Origin of the sequence: Candidatus Protochlamydia sp. W-9 (genome assembly GCF_001950615.1) — a bacterium.
GTDB classification, from domain to species: domain Bacteria; phylum Chlamydiota; class Chlamydiia; order Chlamydiales; family Parachlamydiaceae; genus Protochlamydia; species Protochlamydia amoebophila.
Map to the genome: position 1 here is coordinate 24,302 of NZ_BCPZ01000345.1, position 14,258 is coordinate 38,559.

Annotated in this window: 14 protein-coding genes; 9 read left to right on the forward strand and 5 right to left on the reverse strand. The window is 34.3% G+C overall.

The window, feature by feature from the left end:
* The first annotated feature begins 326 nt into the window (after positions 1-326).
* Genes BU804_RS09565 through BU804_RS09575 form a run of 3 tightly spaced genes read left to right on the forward strand, consistent with a single transcriptional unit; the run spans position 327 to position 2,659 of the window.
* Entirely contained in the window at positions 327-1,190 is an 864-nt protein-coding gene (locus tag BU804_RS09565) for a class I SAM-dependent methyltransferase (RefSeq protein ID WP_075883886.1), read from the forward strand.
* Positions 1,191-1,200: 10 nt separating this feature from the next.
* Positions 1,201-1,998, forward strand: a complete 798-nt coding sequence (locus BU804_RS09570) for a TrmH family RNA methyltransferase (protein ID WP_226996178.1) — start codon at positions 1,201-1,203, stop codon at positions 1,996-1,998.
* 1 nt (position 1,999) lies between these two features.
* Positions 2,000-2,659: an RluA family pseudouridine synthase gene (locus BU804_RS09575; RefSeq protein ID WP_079988695.1), complete on the forward strand. Its 660-nt coding sequence runs from the start codon at positions 2,000-2,002 to the stop codon at positions 2,657-2,659.
* A gap of 61 nt (positions 2,660-2,720) precedes the next feature.
* On the opposite strand, the gene BU804_RS09580 is transcribed toward BU804_RS09575, so the two are convergent.
* Both BU804_RS09580 and BU804_RS09585 read right to left on the reverse strand, forming a co-directional pair.
* Positions 2,721-3,953, reverse strand: coding sequence for a hypothetical protein (locus BU804_RS09580; protein WP_075883888.1), 1,233 nt, complete (start codon positions 3,951-3,953; stop codon positions 2,721-2,723).
* A gap of 667 nt (positions 3,954-4,620) precedes the next feature.
* Positions 4,621-5,214 carry a thioredoxin family protein gene (locus BU804_RS09585; protein WP_075883889.1) on the reverse strand — a complete coding sequence of 198 codons (594 nt, stop codon included), beginning with the start codon at positions 5,212-5,214 and terminating at the stop codon, positions 4,621-4,623.
* A gap of 171 nt (positions 5,215-5,385) precedes the next feature.
* Here BU804_RS09585 and BU804_RS09590 point away from each other — a divergent pair, with 171 nt between their 5' ends.
* From BU804_RS09590 to BU804_RS09605, 4 genes are all read left to right on the forward strand, one after another.
* Entirely contained in the window at positions 5,386-5,964 is a 579-nt protein-coding gene (locus BU804_RS09590; RefSeq protein ID WP_075883899.1) for a D-sedoheptulose-7-phosphate isomerase, read from the forward strand.
* Positions 5,965-6,041: 77 nt separating this feature from the next.
* The gene (gene lpxK, locus BU804_RS09595; protein ID WP_011176331.1) at positions 6,042-7,148 is read left to right on the forward strand and encodes a tetraacyldisaccharide 4'-kinase; all 1,107 of its coding nucleotides are present in this window, start codon (positions 6,042-6,044) and stop codon (positions 7,146-7,148) included.
* A 50-nt stretch (positions 7,149-7,198) separates the two neighbouring features.
* Entirely contained in the window at positions 7,199-8,428 is a 1,230-nt protein-coding gene (locus BU804_RS09600; RefSeq protein WP_075883890.1) for a dicarboxylate/amino acid:cation symporter, read from the forward strand.
* A gap of 41 nt (positions 8,429-8,469) precedes the next feature.
* Entirely contained in the window at positions 8,470-9,273 is an 804-nt protein-coding gene (locus BU804_RS09605) for a hypothetical protein (RefSeq protein ID WP_075883891.1), read from the forward strand.
* Positions 9,274-9,316: 43 nt separating this feature from the next.
* Here BU804_RS09605 and icd read toward each other — a convergent pair whose 3' ends face one another.
* Positions 9,317-10,765, reverse strand: a complete 1,449-nt coding sequence (icd, locus tag BU804_RS09610) for an isocitrate dehydrogenase (protein WP_075883892.1) — start codon at positions 10,763-10,765, stop codon at positions 9,317-9,319.
* A gap of 93 nt (positions 10,766-10,858) precedes the next feature.
* On the opposite strand from icd, the gene BU804_RS09615 reads away from it, so the two are divergent.
* On the forward strand, positions 10,859-11,818 hold the full coding sequence (locus tag BU804_RS09615; RefSeq protein ID WP_075883893.1) for a KpsF/GutQ family sugar-phosphate isomerase: 960 nt from the start codon (positions 10,859-10,861) through the stop codon (positions 11,816-11,818).
* 22 nt (positions 11,819-11,840) lie between these two features.
* On the opposite strand, the gene BU804_RS09620 is transcribed toward BU804_RS09615, so the two are convergent.
* Positions 11,841-12,374, reverse strand: coding sequence for a hypothetical protein (locus BU804_RS09620; protein ID WP_075883894.1), 534 nt, complete (start codon positions 12,372-12,374; stop codon positions 11,841-11,843).
* Positions 12,375-12,639: 265 nt separating this feature from the next.
* On the opposite strand from BU804_RS09620, the gene BU804_RS09625 reads away from it, so the two are divergent.
* Complete coding sequence (locus tag BU804_RS09625) at positions 12,640-12,996, forward strand: hypothetical protein (RefSeq protein WP_075883895.1); 357 nt, start codon at positions 12,640-12,642, stop codon at positions 12,994-12,996.
* 1,066 nt (positions 12,997-14,062) lie between these two features.
* Here the strand turns inward: BU804_RS09625 and BU804_RS15005 are convergent.
* Positions 14,063-14,258: hypothetical protein (locus tag BU804_RS15005; protein ID WP_226996179.1), on the reverse strand; the 196-nt coding region annotated here is incomplete at its 5' end.

Here is a 14,258-nt window from a genome sequence, read left to right on the forward strand (position 1 = left end):
CTGATTCAAGATTGCAAAATCAATGCCAAATTCAAGTATTCGCTTTGTTCTTATATTAATGAGAAAAATGTAACTTTTTATTCTGAATAATTTGAAAAATAATTTTTCTCTTTCATTTCGTTAATTGAGTTTTCAAGTATTTAATAATTAGAAGATTATTATTTTTTTTTAATCTTTTAATTTATGCGTCGATTATTTATTGAGAAATAAAAATAGAATCGAATGCGAAGCAACACATAAATCACATTGTTGCTTTCTTCTATGTATGTTATGCTTGTAAAAAAAACAATTGGGAAAATACATTTACCTTATTTTCAAGAGTAATAATGACACTACCTTTTCAATCCTATGCTTTAATCGACAGTGGAAATGGTCGTAAACTTGAGCAGTTTGGTCCCTATGTACTTTCTCGCCCTTGTTCGCAAGCTGTTTGGAAACCTCAACTCTCATTGGCAAAATGGAATGAAGCACAGGCAAGTTTTTCTCGAGAATTGGAAAATAAATGGACGAATCTGCCTAATATCCCTGAGGTATGGCACATTGAAGTTGCTGGTGTCGTGTTTAAAATTTCGGCGACAGATTTTGGGCATTTAGGAATTTTCCCTGAACAAAAATCTTTTTGGGATTGGATTCAAAAAATTTTAAGGCCTTACGCTTCCAAAAAAGAAAAACCTCGTATTTTAAATCTTTTTGCCTATTCGGGAGGGTCTACATTAGCAGCAGCAAAAGCAGGAGCTGCGGTATGTCATTTAGATGCTTCTAAAGGAATGGTGACTTGGGCAAGAGAAAATGCAGCTTTAAATCATCTCGAGCATGCACCTATTCGATGGATAGTGGAAGATGTCAAAAAATTTTTAGCAAGAGAATTAAAACGAGGATCTCGTTATGAAGGCATTATTTTAGATCCACCTAGTTTCGGGAGAGGTTCTAAAGGAGAACTATTTAAAATTGAAGATGAAGTTACTCAACTTCTCCAAAGTTGTCGTGATTTACTCAGTGAAAGACCTCTTTTTGTGATGTTTTCCTGCCATACTCCAGGATTTTCTCCTGTCGTTATGCATCATCTATTAAGCCAGGCTATGCAAGGAGTGAAAGGGAAGATCGAATTTGGAGAAATGTTATTAGAGGGACCTGATTCTTTGAAACTTCCAAGCGGCACTTATGCGAAATGGGTGAGAGAAAATGATTGAGCTGACGAGTGTGCAAAATCCTAAGGTTAAGCAAATATTACATTTACGTGATCGTCCCGAAAGAGATATTTCGCAAACTTTTTTAATTGAGGGTTATAGAGAACTATTACGTGCTGCTGATGCGGATTGGGAAGTGAATTTACTATTCATTTGTCCCGCTCTTTTTTTGGGAATGAATGAGCCTACTTTAATTGAAAGGTTGACATCACGTGGAACAGAACTTTTTTATTGTTCGGAAAAAGTTTTTCGCAAAATTTCCTACAGAGACAGACCGGATGGGTTATTGGCAATCGCTCCTCAAAGACATTTAACTTTAGATGATTTGTCTTTGAAGACTAAAAAACCAATGGCGCCCTTCTTTGTTGTCGCTGAAGCAATCGAAAAACCGGGGAATTTAGGCACAATTTTACGCTCTTCCGATGCTGTTGGGATTGATGGACTGATTGTTTGCGATCGATGTACAGATATTTATAATCCTAATGTTGTTCGGGCAAGTGTAGGTACTCTCTTTACAGTTCCTACAGTCGAAGCAAGAGGAGAAGATACTTTACTTTGGCTGAATAAGCAAGGGATCGGCATTTTAGCAGCGACACCTCATGCAGAAAAAGAATTTACACAAGTAGATTTGTCAAGTCCAGTTGCAATTGCAGTCGGTACTGAGCAATTAGGCTTATCTGAGCGATGGATGAAACAAGCTACTATGCAAGTGCGTATTCCTATGATAGGAGTGGCAGACTCGTTAAATGTGGCAATGGCAACAACCCTTCTTCTTTATGAAGTCCTTAGACAGAGGCAGTTGAAAAAATAAGATGACAGCTTCTATTTCGATTGTGTACGAAGATAATCATTTGTTTGTTTTAAACAAACCGGCAGGATTATTGACCCAGCCGAGTGGAACCGCGCAAGATAGTTTAGAATCACAGGCGAAAGCTTATTTAAAAATCGTCTATGAAAAACCTGGGAATGTTTTTTTAGAAGCTGTGCATCGCCTTGATAAACCGGTAAGTGGAATCGTTGTTTTTGGTAAAACAAGTAAGGCTTTGACTCGTTTAAATGCTTCTGTACGCGCTAAACAAACAAAAAAAATTTACTACGCATGGGTAGATTTTGTTCCGGTAGACGAGCAAAAAACTTTAGAGGATTTTCTTATTCACAATGATTTTCAGGCCCAAGTTGTTTCTTCTAAACATCCTCAAGCTAAATTAGCAAAACTGACTTATCGTGTCATAGAACGAAAGAGCGTAGGGGCTTTATTGGAGATCAAATTAGAAACCGGACGCTATCACCAAATTCGTGCTCAGCTCGCTCATCTAGGATGTCCGATTCGTGGTGATATCCGCTATGGAAGTCAATACCCGTTTATTCCCCATGCGATTGCTCTACATCACGAATCTTTAGAAATTTCACACCCCATCCACCAAAAGACTATGCTTTTTCAAACTTCGTTACCTTTTAGTTTTAATCTCTGAAACTGCTTATCATAGCTTTACTTCAAATCTTTTTAATAGGAAAAATCTCTACTTTTATAAATTATTTTAGGTTGGAATTTGCTGTTGCAGGGAAATCATCTTCTAAATTGGGAATGGGAGGAATAGAACGCATGACTTGACCTAGGACTGTAAATTCTTCCAAAATACGGTCAATCTCATGAATAATTACAGAAGTATCTGGATGATTAGCCATTTTTTCAGCTTGAAACATTGTTTTCAACTCTTCAAAAGGTTGTACTAGCAATTTGATGCTCGTATTTTTCTCTTTTTTGAACGTCGCTTTGGCAATAGCATTCAATCCATTAACAATAGCTTGAAAAGGACTTTGCAATTCAGCATAATTGATGTTGACATCTTTTAAAATCGTCTTGGCAATTTCAAGTAGAGTACTCGTTGTTAATACTCCCACCTCTTCAAAATGATGTTGTAAAGCTTTTAAACCAAATTTGGTCAGAAAATGTGTTGGGAAATTCACCATGGTTAAATCAAATTTAGCACATGATACAATGAGTTTTCCCATCGTCATTATCATCTGTCGACAAACAGTTTCCAAACGGTTTTGTAAAGCACGATCATTGATAAGTTCTAGTCTTTGCAATAGATAAAAAATTGTAAAGCTGGCTTCATCTCGACCTGTCTTTTTTTCTGTTTCTGCATCAACATTTATGCGGCTGATACTTTTTGAAGAAGCAAAAAAAGCATCCATAATGGGAGGGAAAGACTTGAGTGTTTGAGTACTAAGGGCAATTTTGCTTTTCTCAATAGACCTTACAGCTATTTCAGATAAATTATCTAAACAACTCCATAAAGTGTCATCTTTTTCATTTTGAACAGCTTTTTTACCTTGCCTTGTAAGCATATTTACAAAATCACTTGGATTTAAGAATTGCATTAAGTTTTGCCAATAGCATTTCAATAAATCTAAACTCAATCCAAATGTTACCAGCCAAATGGGCATAATCCATTCTTTAAATTGAAAAGAATTTGAATTTATCCAATTTACGGCAAAAAACGAAACAAGAGGAAATAAAAAAAGACAAAAGCGATTGATTTTCAACCAGCGATTGCGTTTATATAATTCTACAAGATTGGGAACTAGGTTTTGCTCAAGCTTTTGTAGAGGTAGTAATGAAAGGGTAATTGATAATACTGTTAGTAAAAGAACAAGAAGGCTTCCCGCAATGATTAAAATCAAAGACGCATGAGGATTAAAGGAGGGAAAATAACTCTGGGTCAAATAAGCAAGAACAATGGCAAAGATAGAAATTAACATCGTTTTTACCTCCTAAGCAAAACTTTTTTTAACGGTTCAAATTGCATATAAAATAAAATTAATTAATGGTAACTCAATAAATTTTTCTAGTGAGTTCAACAATTAATGAGTAAATAAGTATAAAAATTTGCTTAACACGAATGAATTTATTGAAATTGAACATTAGAGGAGATCGATTTTATACACAAGGAATTCAAAACTTTGTTGATTCTAGCTTATCCCATTTTATTATCGAATGATGCAAGTTATTAAAGGTTATTAATGTTCAGAAATCATTATAACTGGTAGTTAAACGTAAATTTTTTCTGGATAAAGGTAATAAATGGTTGGTACGTAATAAAGGATAGGAAGAAGACGGTTGAACAAGAATCATAAATTTGATAAGGACATTATCAACAAGAAAAGGGCTGCAACAATTAATGAAGATGAACAAATATAGAGGGGAATTATCAAAATTAAAACTGAAATCTATTGATGTAGAACGGTATTTATAATAGAGTTTTACACTTAATTCGGAACAAAAAAATTGTCAATGCAAATACTAAAATAAATAAATAAAATTTTAAAATAAACAATTAAATACAATAAAATGTAATTAAATTAAGCAACCATAATTTATTTAAATTATTAGTGGTTTTTAATTATAAATTTAATTTTTTATAGAAAGTTAAGTTAAATCACAGGCGTCATCAGGCATCCAATGCTTGTCTTTTCCTTTCCACTTTACATTACATCCAATTGGATTGGTTAAAGGTTTTTTAATAGGGCGTTCATGTAAATAATCTTCGATTGCGTTTTCTAAGTCATTAACAGTTATTTTTAAAGGCTCTCTAGGAGAATCAACTGCTCTTCCAGTGTAAATTAGGCGACGTTTATCATCAAAGACAAAGAAATGAGGAGTACGTAAAGCTCCATAAGCAAAAGCAATGCCTTGAGAGCTATCATGTAAATAAGTCCAAGGAAAGCGGTATTGTTTCATTCTCTCAATCATATTTTGGAAAGAATCTTCCGGATAAGTTGTTTCACTATTTGAATTAATAGCAATAAAGTCAACGCCTCGGTCTTTATATTTTTCTACTGTTTTTCTCGTGATTTCATCTGAGTTAATTACATAAGGGCAATGATTACAGGTAAAGAAAAGGACAAGAAGTTTAGCTGAATCAAAGTCGCTTAATTGATAATTTTTTTCATCCGTTGCTTTTAAATTAAAATTTGGAGCTTGAGATCCTAAAGGAAGGGTAAATTGTTTTTTTTCTGTCATAGGTATCCTTATTAGTTGGCATCGTAAAGAAATTCTAAAAAACATCTTATATTTAAAAAAAAACACAGTTTAAGAAAAAGGAAAACCCTTGCTTCTTAACGAAGAGTGAGTCAAAATAATGATACCATTTTTATAATTTACTTTATCAATTCAATCTCCAGATCTCTTGATATGCAAACTAATTTATTAGACGCAATCGATGATTGCATAAAAGCCGTTGAACAACTCAAACTTCCTTCTTCAATTAATTTTATAGAACAGACCGCTCTTCTTTTAGCTACGTGTTTCCAAAATGGGGGTAAAATTATTCTTGCTGGGAATGGAGGAAGTTTATGTGATGCTTGCCATTTTGCTGAGGAATTAACAGGGTATTTCAGAAAAGCACGGCGACCTTTGCCAGCCATTGCTTTATCTGAACCTGGGCATATCACTTGTACTGCCAATGACAAAGGATTTGAATGGATATTTTCAAGAGGCGTAGAGGCTTATGGTAAAACTGGCGATGTTTTTATCGGTCTCACAACAAGTGGAAATTCTCTAAATATAATTCGTGCTTTTGAGCAGGCAAAAAATCAAAGTATGCATACAATTGCGTTTTTAGGAAAAGACGGAGGAATGTTGAAAGATGTTGCTGATTTCGAATTAATTATTCAGGGGTTTCAAACATCGGATCGCATTCAAGAAGCTCATATGGCAGCTATCCATCTCATAATTGAATTAGTTGAAGTGCATTTATTTGCAAAAAATTAAATTTTATCAAATGTTAATGATTGGGAGTTTTTAAAATTTTATCATTCATTTTTATCGAGCTTAATAAGGTTTTTTGCATGTTTTTGAGAAAAATTGAAATTTATCTCAAGGAAATCATTAAAGAAAAACGAAAAGGAAAATTATCTACATTTATTAAATGGATACTTTTACCGTTGAGTTGGATTTATGGTTTTATTGTATCTATTCGAAATTGGCTTTATGATCAAGGATGGATGAAAAGATACGTTCCTCCCGTCTCTTTGGTCATTAGTATTGGCAATATCGTAGCTGGCGGAACAGGTAAAACTCCGGTCACTCTTCTTCTTGCCCAAGCTTTTTATGAACGTTACACATTAGCTATTTTATCTCGAGGGTATCGATCGAAAGTAGAAAAATTAGAAACACCAGTTATTCTTTGTGAGGGGCAGGGACCAATTTTTCCTGCTTCTTATTCCGGAGATGAACCGTATATTTACGCTCAACGTTTTCCCAAATCGATTGTGATTGTTGGAAGGAACCGTAAAAAAGCATCTTTTTTAGCAGCCAAAGCTGGAGCTCAGGTTATTTTGTTAGACGATGCTATGCAACACCGTCGCATTGCTAGAGATTATGATGTTGTCGTGATAGATGTTTCAGATCCTTTTGGCCGAGGTTATTATCTACCAAGAGGATTTTTAAGAGAGGATGTTCACTCTTTATCTCGGGCTGATTTATTAATTTTAAACAATATTGTTGATGCAGAACAGTTTGAGAATGTAAAAAATCAGCTTAGGGCTTATAGTTTAGCTCCAATAGTAGGGGTCAAAGGAATAGTCTGCCATCCAAGGGATTTAAAGGGATGCCAAATAGACAACTTACATGAAACTAAAGTGGCTATGTTTTGCGCGATTGCTCATCCAGAATATTTTAAGCGCACCTTAGAGTCTGAGGGAATAAAAGTTGTTTCAGAATTTTGTTTACCTGATCACGATGAGATTAAAGAGAGAAAATTAGAATTATTTGCTTTACAATCTAAAGAGTTAGGGGCTGAGTGGTTGATTTGTACGGAGAAAGATCGTGTAAAATTACCAGATCAAATGACTTTAAGTTTACCAATTGCTTGGATTCAAATCGATTTAACGGTTATCGATGGGCAAAACGAATGGAATTCCTTTCTTGCACAGGCTGAAGCTAAAATTTCTTAAGTATCTTTCGCTATTTCAAATTGTTTAATGACGAGGCATGAATTAAAAGTATGAAGTTGTGGTTGAAAATTTTCATTGGTTTGGCGTTAGGTGTTTTAGCTGGAATTATTTTGGGAGAAAGGGCTGCTTTATTAAAGCCTTTAGGAACTATTTTTCTCAATTTGATCAACATGATTATTCCTTTGTTGATTCTCTCTTCAATGGCTATAGGAATCACAAGTATTCACGATCCTCAAAAATTAGGGCGCGTGGGGGGTAAAACGATCGGGATTTATTTCATTACAACAGTCATTTCTATTTTAATCGGTATATTATTTGCTAATTCTTTTCAAGTTGGTTCAGGCCTTCATTTAACATCTGTCAATATCATAGAAGCAAAAACTCCTTCTTTTAGTGAAATTATTGTCTCAATTATTCCGAGCAATCCAGTTGCTGCTTTAGCGAGTGGAAGTATTTTGCAAATCATTGTTTTTGCAGTTTTTTTAGGGATTGCAATTAATTTTTCTGGAGAAAAGGGAATTCCTTTAAAAAACTTTTTAGAATCTTTAGCTGATGTCATGTACCGTTTAACTTCATTAGTGATGGAATTTTCTCCGATTGGAGTTTTTGGCATCATGGCTTGGGTCGCTGGGACGTTTGGTATTTCTTTATTGATCCCTTTGTTTAAATTTTTAGGCGTTTATTACTTAGCTTGTCTCATTCATTTGGCAGTTGTTTACAGTCTTATTTTATTAAAAGGATTAGGACATTTGCAGATTTTACCTTTTTTTAAAGGAATGGGTGACGCCATTATGATGGCTTTTTCAACAGGAAGTAGCGCAGCAACTTTACCTGTGGCCATGCACTGTTTACAAGAAAACTTAGGTGTTTCAAAAAATATTTCAAATTTTGTCCTTCCTCTTGGCTTGACAATGAATATGAACGGTTCAGCTATTTTTCAAGCCATGAGTGCTATATTTATTGCAAAAGCCTATGCGATCCCATTAGATCTTTCTGCTTACATTACACTTTTAATGACAGCAACCATGGCCGCCATCGGGACCGCTGGGGTTCCTGGAGGCGGATTTGTGATGCTCTCGGCGGTCCTTACTTCACTAGGACTTCCTTTAGAAGGTTTAGCTATTTTAGTGGGTATCGATCGGTTACGAGAAATGGTTACCACAGTATTGAATATTTTAGGCGATGCTGCAGTGACAGTGTTTATTGCTAAGCAAGAGGGCGAGTTGGACGAACGTAAATATTACCATACTGAACTTGTCGAATTCGAAGGGAAAATTTAATTTATGCTTTATTTATAGATTAGGTATAAAGATCATAGAATATGTCAGAGTCTACAAAAATGAATTGGTTATCAAAAGATTTTATTCAATATGATAAAGGTATTTTAATTGCTTGCGATCAAACTTTGGAATGGTTATTACCTTGGTGGTGGAGTCATTATCAAACGAATAACCATCTTCCTGTCGCTTTTGTAGATTTTGGAATGTCAGCAGCCGCTAGGGAGTGGTGTAAGGATAAAGGCATTTACATTCCTTTTACTGAACCTCTGGATTTCCTCGTTTCCCCTGATAAAATTAATCGAATATTAAGAGAAAAATGGCAATCTCTTTTTTTAAATAAAGAGTTTTGGAAAATTAGAGCCCTTTGTTTAAAAAAGCCTTTTGCAATGATTAAAAGCCCTTTTTTAAAAACAGTATGGACAGATGTCGATTGTGAAATTAAAGGTTCGCTTGATGCTCTATTTGAAACATGTCAAAATGAGTCTGGATTTGCTATAGCGCCTCAACCAGAATTTGCGTTGAAAAATTATATTCAAGAAGGTCTGCTTAGGCCAGGGCAAAAAATTTATAATGCAGGTGTAGTGGTTTATCCTTATCAATCACCTCTTGTTTCCACATGGGCACAGGCGATCATTGAACGTAATGCTTATTTCTCGGGAGATTCAGACCTTTTAGCTGATATCATACAATCAGAAAATTTTCCTATCTATGAGCTTCCTCAAATTTATAATTGGAGAATGGCTCAGGGAGAAAATCCCGAAGCTGTCATTATTCATTGGGTAGCAGATTGGGGTAAAAAACATATTAAAGAGAATATGAAAAATTTATTGCTTGAAACTTTTTGATTAACGAAATTTTATTCTCATCTCAGACTTAAATATTAGCTTTTTATTGTTCATCTTGAGCTAAAGTATAACCCGCCTGTCCATCAAAAGCAAATAAATAAGCAGTTTGTGTCAGCGTAAGTTTTTTTTGTACAAGTCTGTTTAGTAAATTGAGAATTTGCTCTTGAGATACGATTTTATTTGTAGAAGATATGAATCTACAACGCCAGTTGTCTATGCAAGTTGTTTCAGGCATTTTATTTGGCCATACTTTTACACCTCGGTTATTGATCATTTTTAATTTTAAATCATGATTAGACGTGGATTGAAGAAGAGTCGCTAATGTTTCCACATCTTCGCTCCATTTAATAAAAATGTCTATTCCATATAATTCTTGTTTGAAATTTTTAAGAGATGAAAAGTTGGAATGTTTGATATGAGAAGATGTGCTATAGTGAGCTGCGGGTAATGTTTCGGGTTTTTTTCCTAAACGGGCAGTTACGGCATTCGCAAACTCCTTTGTTCCAACTTTCTGCTTACTTGTTTTTTCTTTAAAAATATCATAAGTATGAATCCCTTCTTCAAGCGTTTTTAGCCAGGCATTATGAATGAGTTCAGCTGAATTCGTTTGTTCTAAATGAACAAGCATTTGAATGGCAGCCAGTAAAAGACCTGAAGGATTGGCTAGATTTTGTCCAGCTCGTCTAGGCGCAGATCCATGAATAGCTTCAAACATGGCTCCCGAATTACCAATATTTGCAGATCCGGCTAGACCGACAGATCCAGCAATTTGAGCAGCAACATCTGATAAAATGTCTCCATACAAATTAGGCATAACAATTACATCAAAAGCTGTTGGTGTATCAGCTAGTTTAGCTGCTCCGATATCAACAATCCAATGCTCTTTTTCAATTTGTGGATATTCGGCTCCAATTTCATCAAAAATTTTATGGAAAAGCCCATCAGTTAACTTCAAAATATTATCTTTTGTAAAACAAGTGACTTTTTTACGGTGATAGATTTGCGCATATTCGAAAGCATAACGAATGATTTTCTCACATCCGGGTCTTGTAATGAGTTTAAGTGCTTCGTAGACGTCGGGAGTTTGTCGATATTCAATTCCAGTATAAAGGTCTTCTTCGTTTTCCCTGACAATCACAACGTTCATGCCTGGATATTTGGTTTCAACGAATGGGTAATAAGCTACACAAGGACGCACATTAGCATATAATCCTAGAGTGGTGCGAATGGTCACGTTTAGACTTTTAAAGCCACCACCTTGAGGAGTGGTAATTGGGGCTTTTAAAAGAGCTTTGGATTGTCTAATTAAATCCCAAGTGGAATTTTCAATTCCTGTTGGTTGTCCACTTAAATAAACCTTTTCTCCAATTTCAACATTTTTTATATCTAAAGGAGCTCCAGCTGCTTTTAAAATTCTTAGCGTAGCATCCATAATTTCCGGCCCAATTCCATCTCCCTCGGCTACAGTAATCGGTATCAGTTGTGCTGCCATCACAAATTCCCATAAATTTATTTTTAAACAATCAAACTTGAGACTAATCCGTTCGTTGTTTAAAATCCAATCAAAACCTTACTGAAAGTAGCTATGCTGAAAGAAATACTTGATAAGCAACGTCTTTATACCAATCATTACTTTGAAACGTTGGATCTGATTGCTATAGAAAAATTAGTGGAACTTCTACTAAAAACTGAAAAATCTATTTTTTTTACCGGTGTTGGTAAAAGTGGATTAGTCGCTAAAAAAATTGCTCTTACAATGGTTTCTACGGGAACCAAAGCTTTATATCTCTCACCAACAGATGCTGTTCATGGGGATATTGGTATTGTTTCTCAAGATGATATCTTTATTATGTTAAGTAAGAGTGGAGAAAGCGATGAACTGCTGAATTTAATACCGCCTATTCGTAATAAAGGGGGCATTTTAGTCGCAGTCGTTTGTAACTCACAATCTCGTTTAGCAGCCGCTTGTCATTATGTGATTACCCTTCCTTTTCAAGAGGAGCTTTGCCCTTTTGATATGGCACCCACGATGTCAACGATTTTTCAAGGGCTTTTTGGAGACTTAGTGACTGCTGCACTAATGCGTAGAAAAAATTTTAGTTTAAATGATTATGCATTAAATCATCCTTCAGGTCGAATTGGAAAACGAATGACGTTAAAGGTTAAAGATATTATGCTCACTGGAGAAAAAGTTCCTATTTGTTATCCTCAAGATCAATTAACAAATGTTCTCGTTGAATTATCCAACAAACGTTGCGGATGTATTCTTGTGGTTGATCACGATCATCGATTGCTCGGCATTTTTACAGATGGTGATTTAAGGAGAATGTTGCAAAAAGTGGGAGGAAAAGTACTAGAATCTTCTATGATTGAAATCATGACACCCAATCCTCGGTCAATCGAGTCAGATCTTCTGGCTTATGAAGCCATGAAATTGATGGAAGCTAACTATTGTAAAAGAATTTCTGTTTTTCCTGTGCTTAACCTTGAACAGCAAGTAATTGGCTTGCTTCATATTCATGATCTTATTCAAACGGGGTTATAATCTAAATTTATTGCAAAAAACCTCAATTCTCAGTTAATAACCAAGTTTGTAGTTCATCAAAAGAGCGTTGAGTGAAATAAGGAAAAAAAATATCTGCTTTTTCAACCAAAAATGATTTCTTTTGAAAATTCACTAAACTAAAAGAATGGCTATAGATAATAAAAGGATTAGCAAGAGGAAATTTGAGTCTAATAATGATTCCAAAAACTTGATTCTTATTATAATGTTCAATTTGTTTAATAGAAGAAATTGGTAAACCTAAGACCTTTTTTCCTTTTAGATAGTAATCAATTTGATCTGTTTCCGAAAGTCTTAATTCATGAGGTTTTTGCTGAATAGAAATGAGTTGTTTATATGGAACTAAACCAGCAGTGATTAGTCCAAAGCCTATTAAAAAAGCCCAAATTCCCCATTTTTGAAGAAAAGGTAATTCGGCAAACCCTCCTACATAAATCATTGGAATAAGTCCAAGCAAACTCCATACAATTCCTTTCCATAATCGTTTTTTTATCCACTTTTCAGGAATTGCTGTTCGTAAAACAAAATCGTTATGCATGGCTTTCTTTTAATCTGTCTGTGAGTTTGGATGTCAATCAATTGACCAGTGGCATAGATATTTTCAAAGAAAATAGCAACTTCAATATGATGACAAATTTCTTAGAAATTTTTAATTGAGTATATATTTTTTTAAATAAAGCAGATATATCTGAATTTTGTTTTGTTTTCTTTGAAGATATAAAAATTGTCGATTTCAATGAAAAAATTTAAAATTTAAATTATATACATGTGAAATGATATCGAACAATAAATGAGGAGTATTTATGTGCCCTGTTTGCCCCCCAGTTAGTTTTTTAGGAGGTTTATTAGGAGGATACTTTGGAGTTAATCCCCCTACCACTTTTAAAGGACATTGTATTAGTCTCATTTCAACAGCTACTCTCGTGACTACAACTGTTGTAGCTCTTAAAGTTTTATTTCGTATTCCTTTTTGTTATGGAACAGGTTTTACTTTTAGTAATGTCAGTTTTATTTTGGCTAAAACTTTAGTTTTAGGTGTCATTTACTCAATGGGAGTTAATTTTTTGCTCAATCGATTCGCATCCCACGATGATTTTTCACAAGAATATAAGGATCCCCTACAACCAACTCATGGATGTTCTCATTGCACCTCATCTTAATATTCCTTAATACGACTTCTAGCTAAACCTGACAAGGGTTTGGCTAGGAATTTTTTTGACGCATTCATAATCTCAATCAAACAACAAATTCTAATAATATAAAGTGCAAGTATGTTCTTATTTACTTTGTAGTTAAATTGGCTAAGTCCATCAAAGAGAGATTGATGGCGCAGCTTTTCAAGCTGTGCAATAGTAAAAGCAAATTCGCTGTTTTTAAAAAATTATGCTGGAGTTAAGTGACAAACTTGAGTAGGAAGCCAGTTCTTAATAACCTGCATTTTGGGTTTTTAGGCAGCCTTTCATAATAGGTGATGTTGTGTTGTTCTGCTAAGTTTATAGATCGCTTTTTAGGTTGGTAAGTATAAGTGACAATCCCGAAGGTTCTTCTCTAAATAAACAAAGCGATTAGCGCTCATTAAATTTAGAAATTCTTTGCCTAAGTAATTAATAACTTAATTCATAAGAGTGCTTAAATGGCGGCTTTTTTTGCCCTCTACTAGTTTTAGCAAAAGAAAGATAGAAAGAATAATTGAAAAAAAATCCAGGTGAATTCAAAAGATGGAATTTTTAAAAAGAAGATTTTTATTTCGTCTTGGAGCTTTATTATCCCTACTGATTTCGAGGCATAATTTTGTATTTTTTTATAATTTTTAATAATTAGCTGCTTTTTTTCTTTATTCAATCCTTTATCTGTTTTGCTGTTCTAGTTTTGCATGGTTTCCAGCATTTTTTTAAGAATCTGAAATTCCCATGGCATGTTCGTAGATGAGAGACCTCGATCTTAAAGAAAAATATTTTCTCGTAAACGGTTGGATCATATAACCCACACGTAAATCTAAATGCTAATAAGCAAAGCTGAATAGGGTAAATAGCATGGATGAGTTCTAACAAAACTACTGAGAAGAAATAGTTTTTTCTTCTTTCTTATTGTCGTTACTCAAAATTCAGTAAGTTTGCAAAAATTGGAAAAGCAATCAAAAAATAAAATAGCTTTAAATATGTTTTGAAAACGAAAAGACAAAAAAGATAAAAAGTGTGTTGCGATAAAACATGAATATTTTGTATGTTAGTAGTCTCTTCCGCAATAAACGTTGAAAAACAAAACGCGTAAGAATAGCGATCGTCTTGAGCGATGCGAGATTGTTTTGACAGTATAAGAAAGACAATGTGCAAGCAAACAATAGAGCTTGTGTGAGGCATGAAGATGTCGCACATATAGCACTACTTTTAAGTAGTGCAGATTATATATAATCAACTCAGGT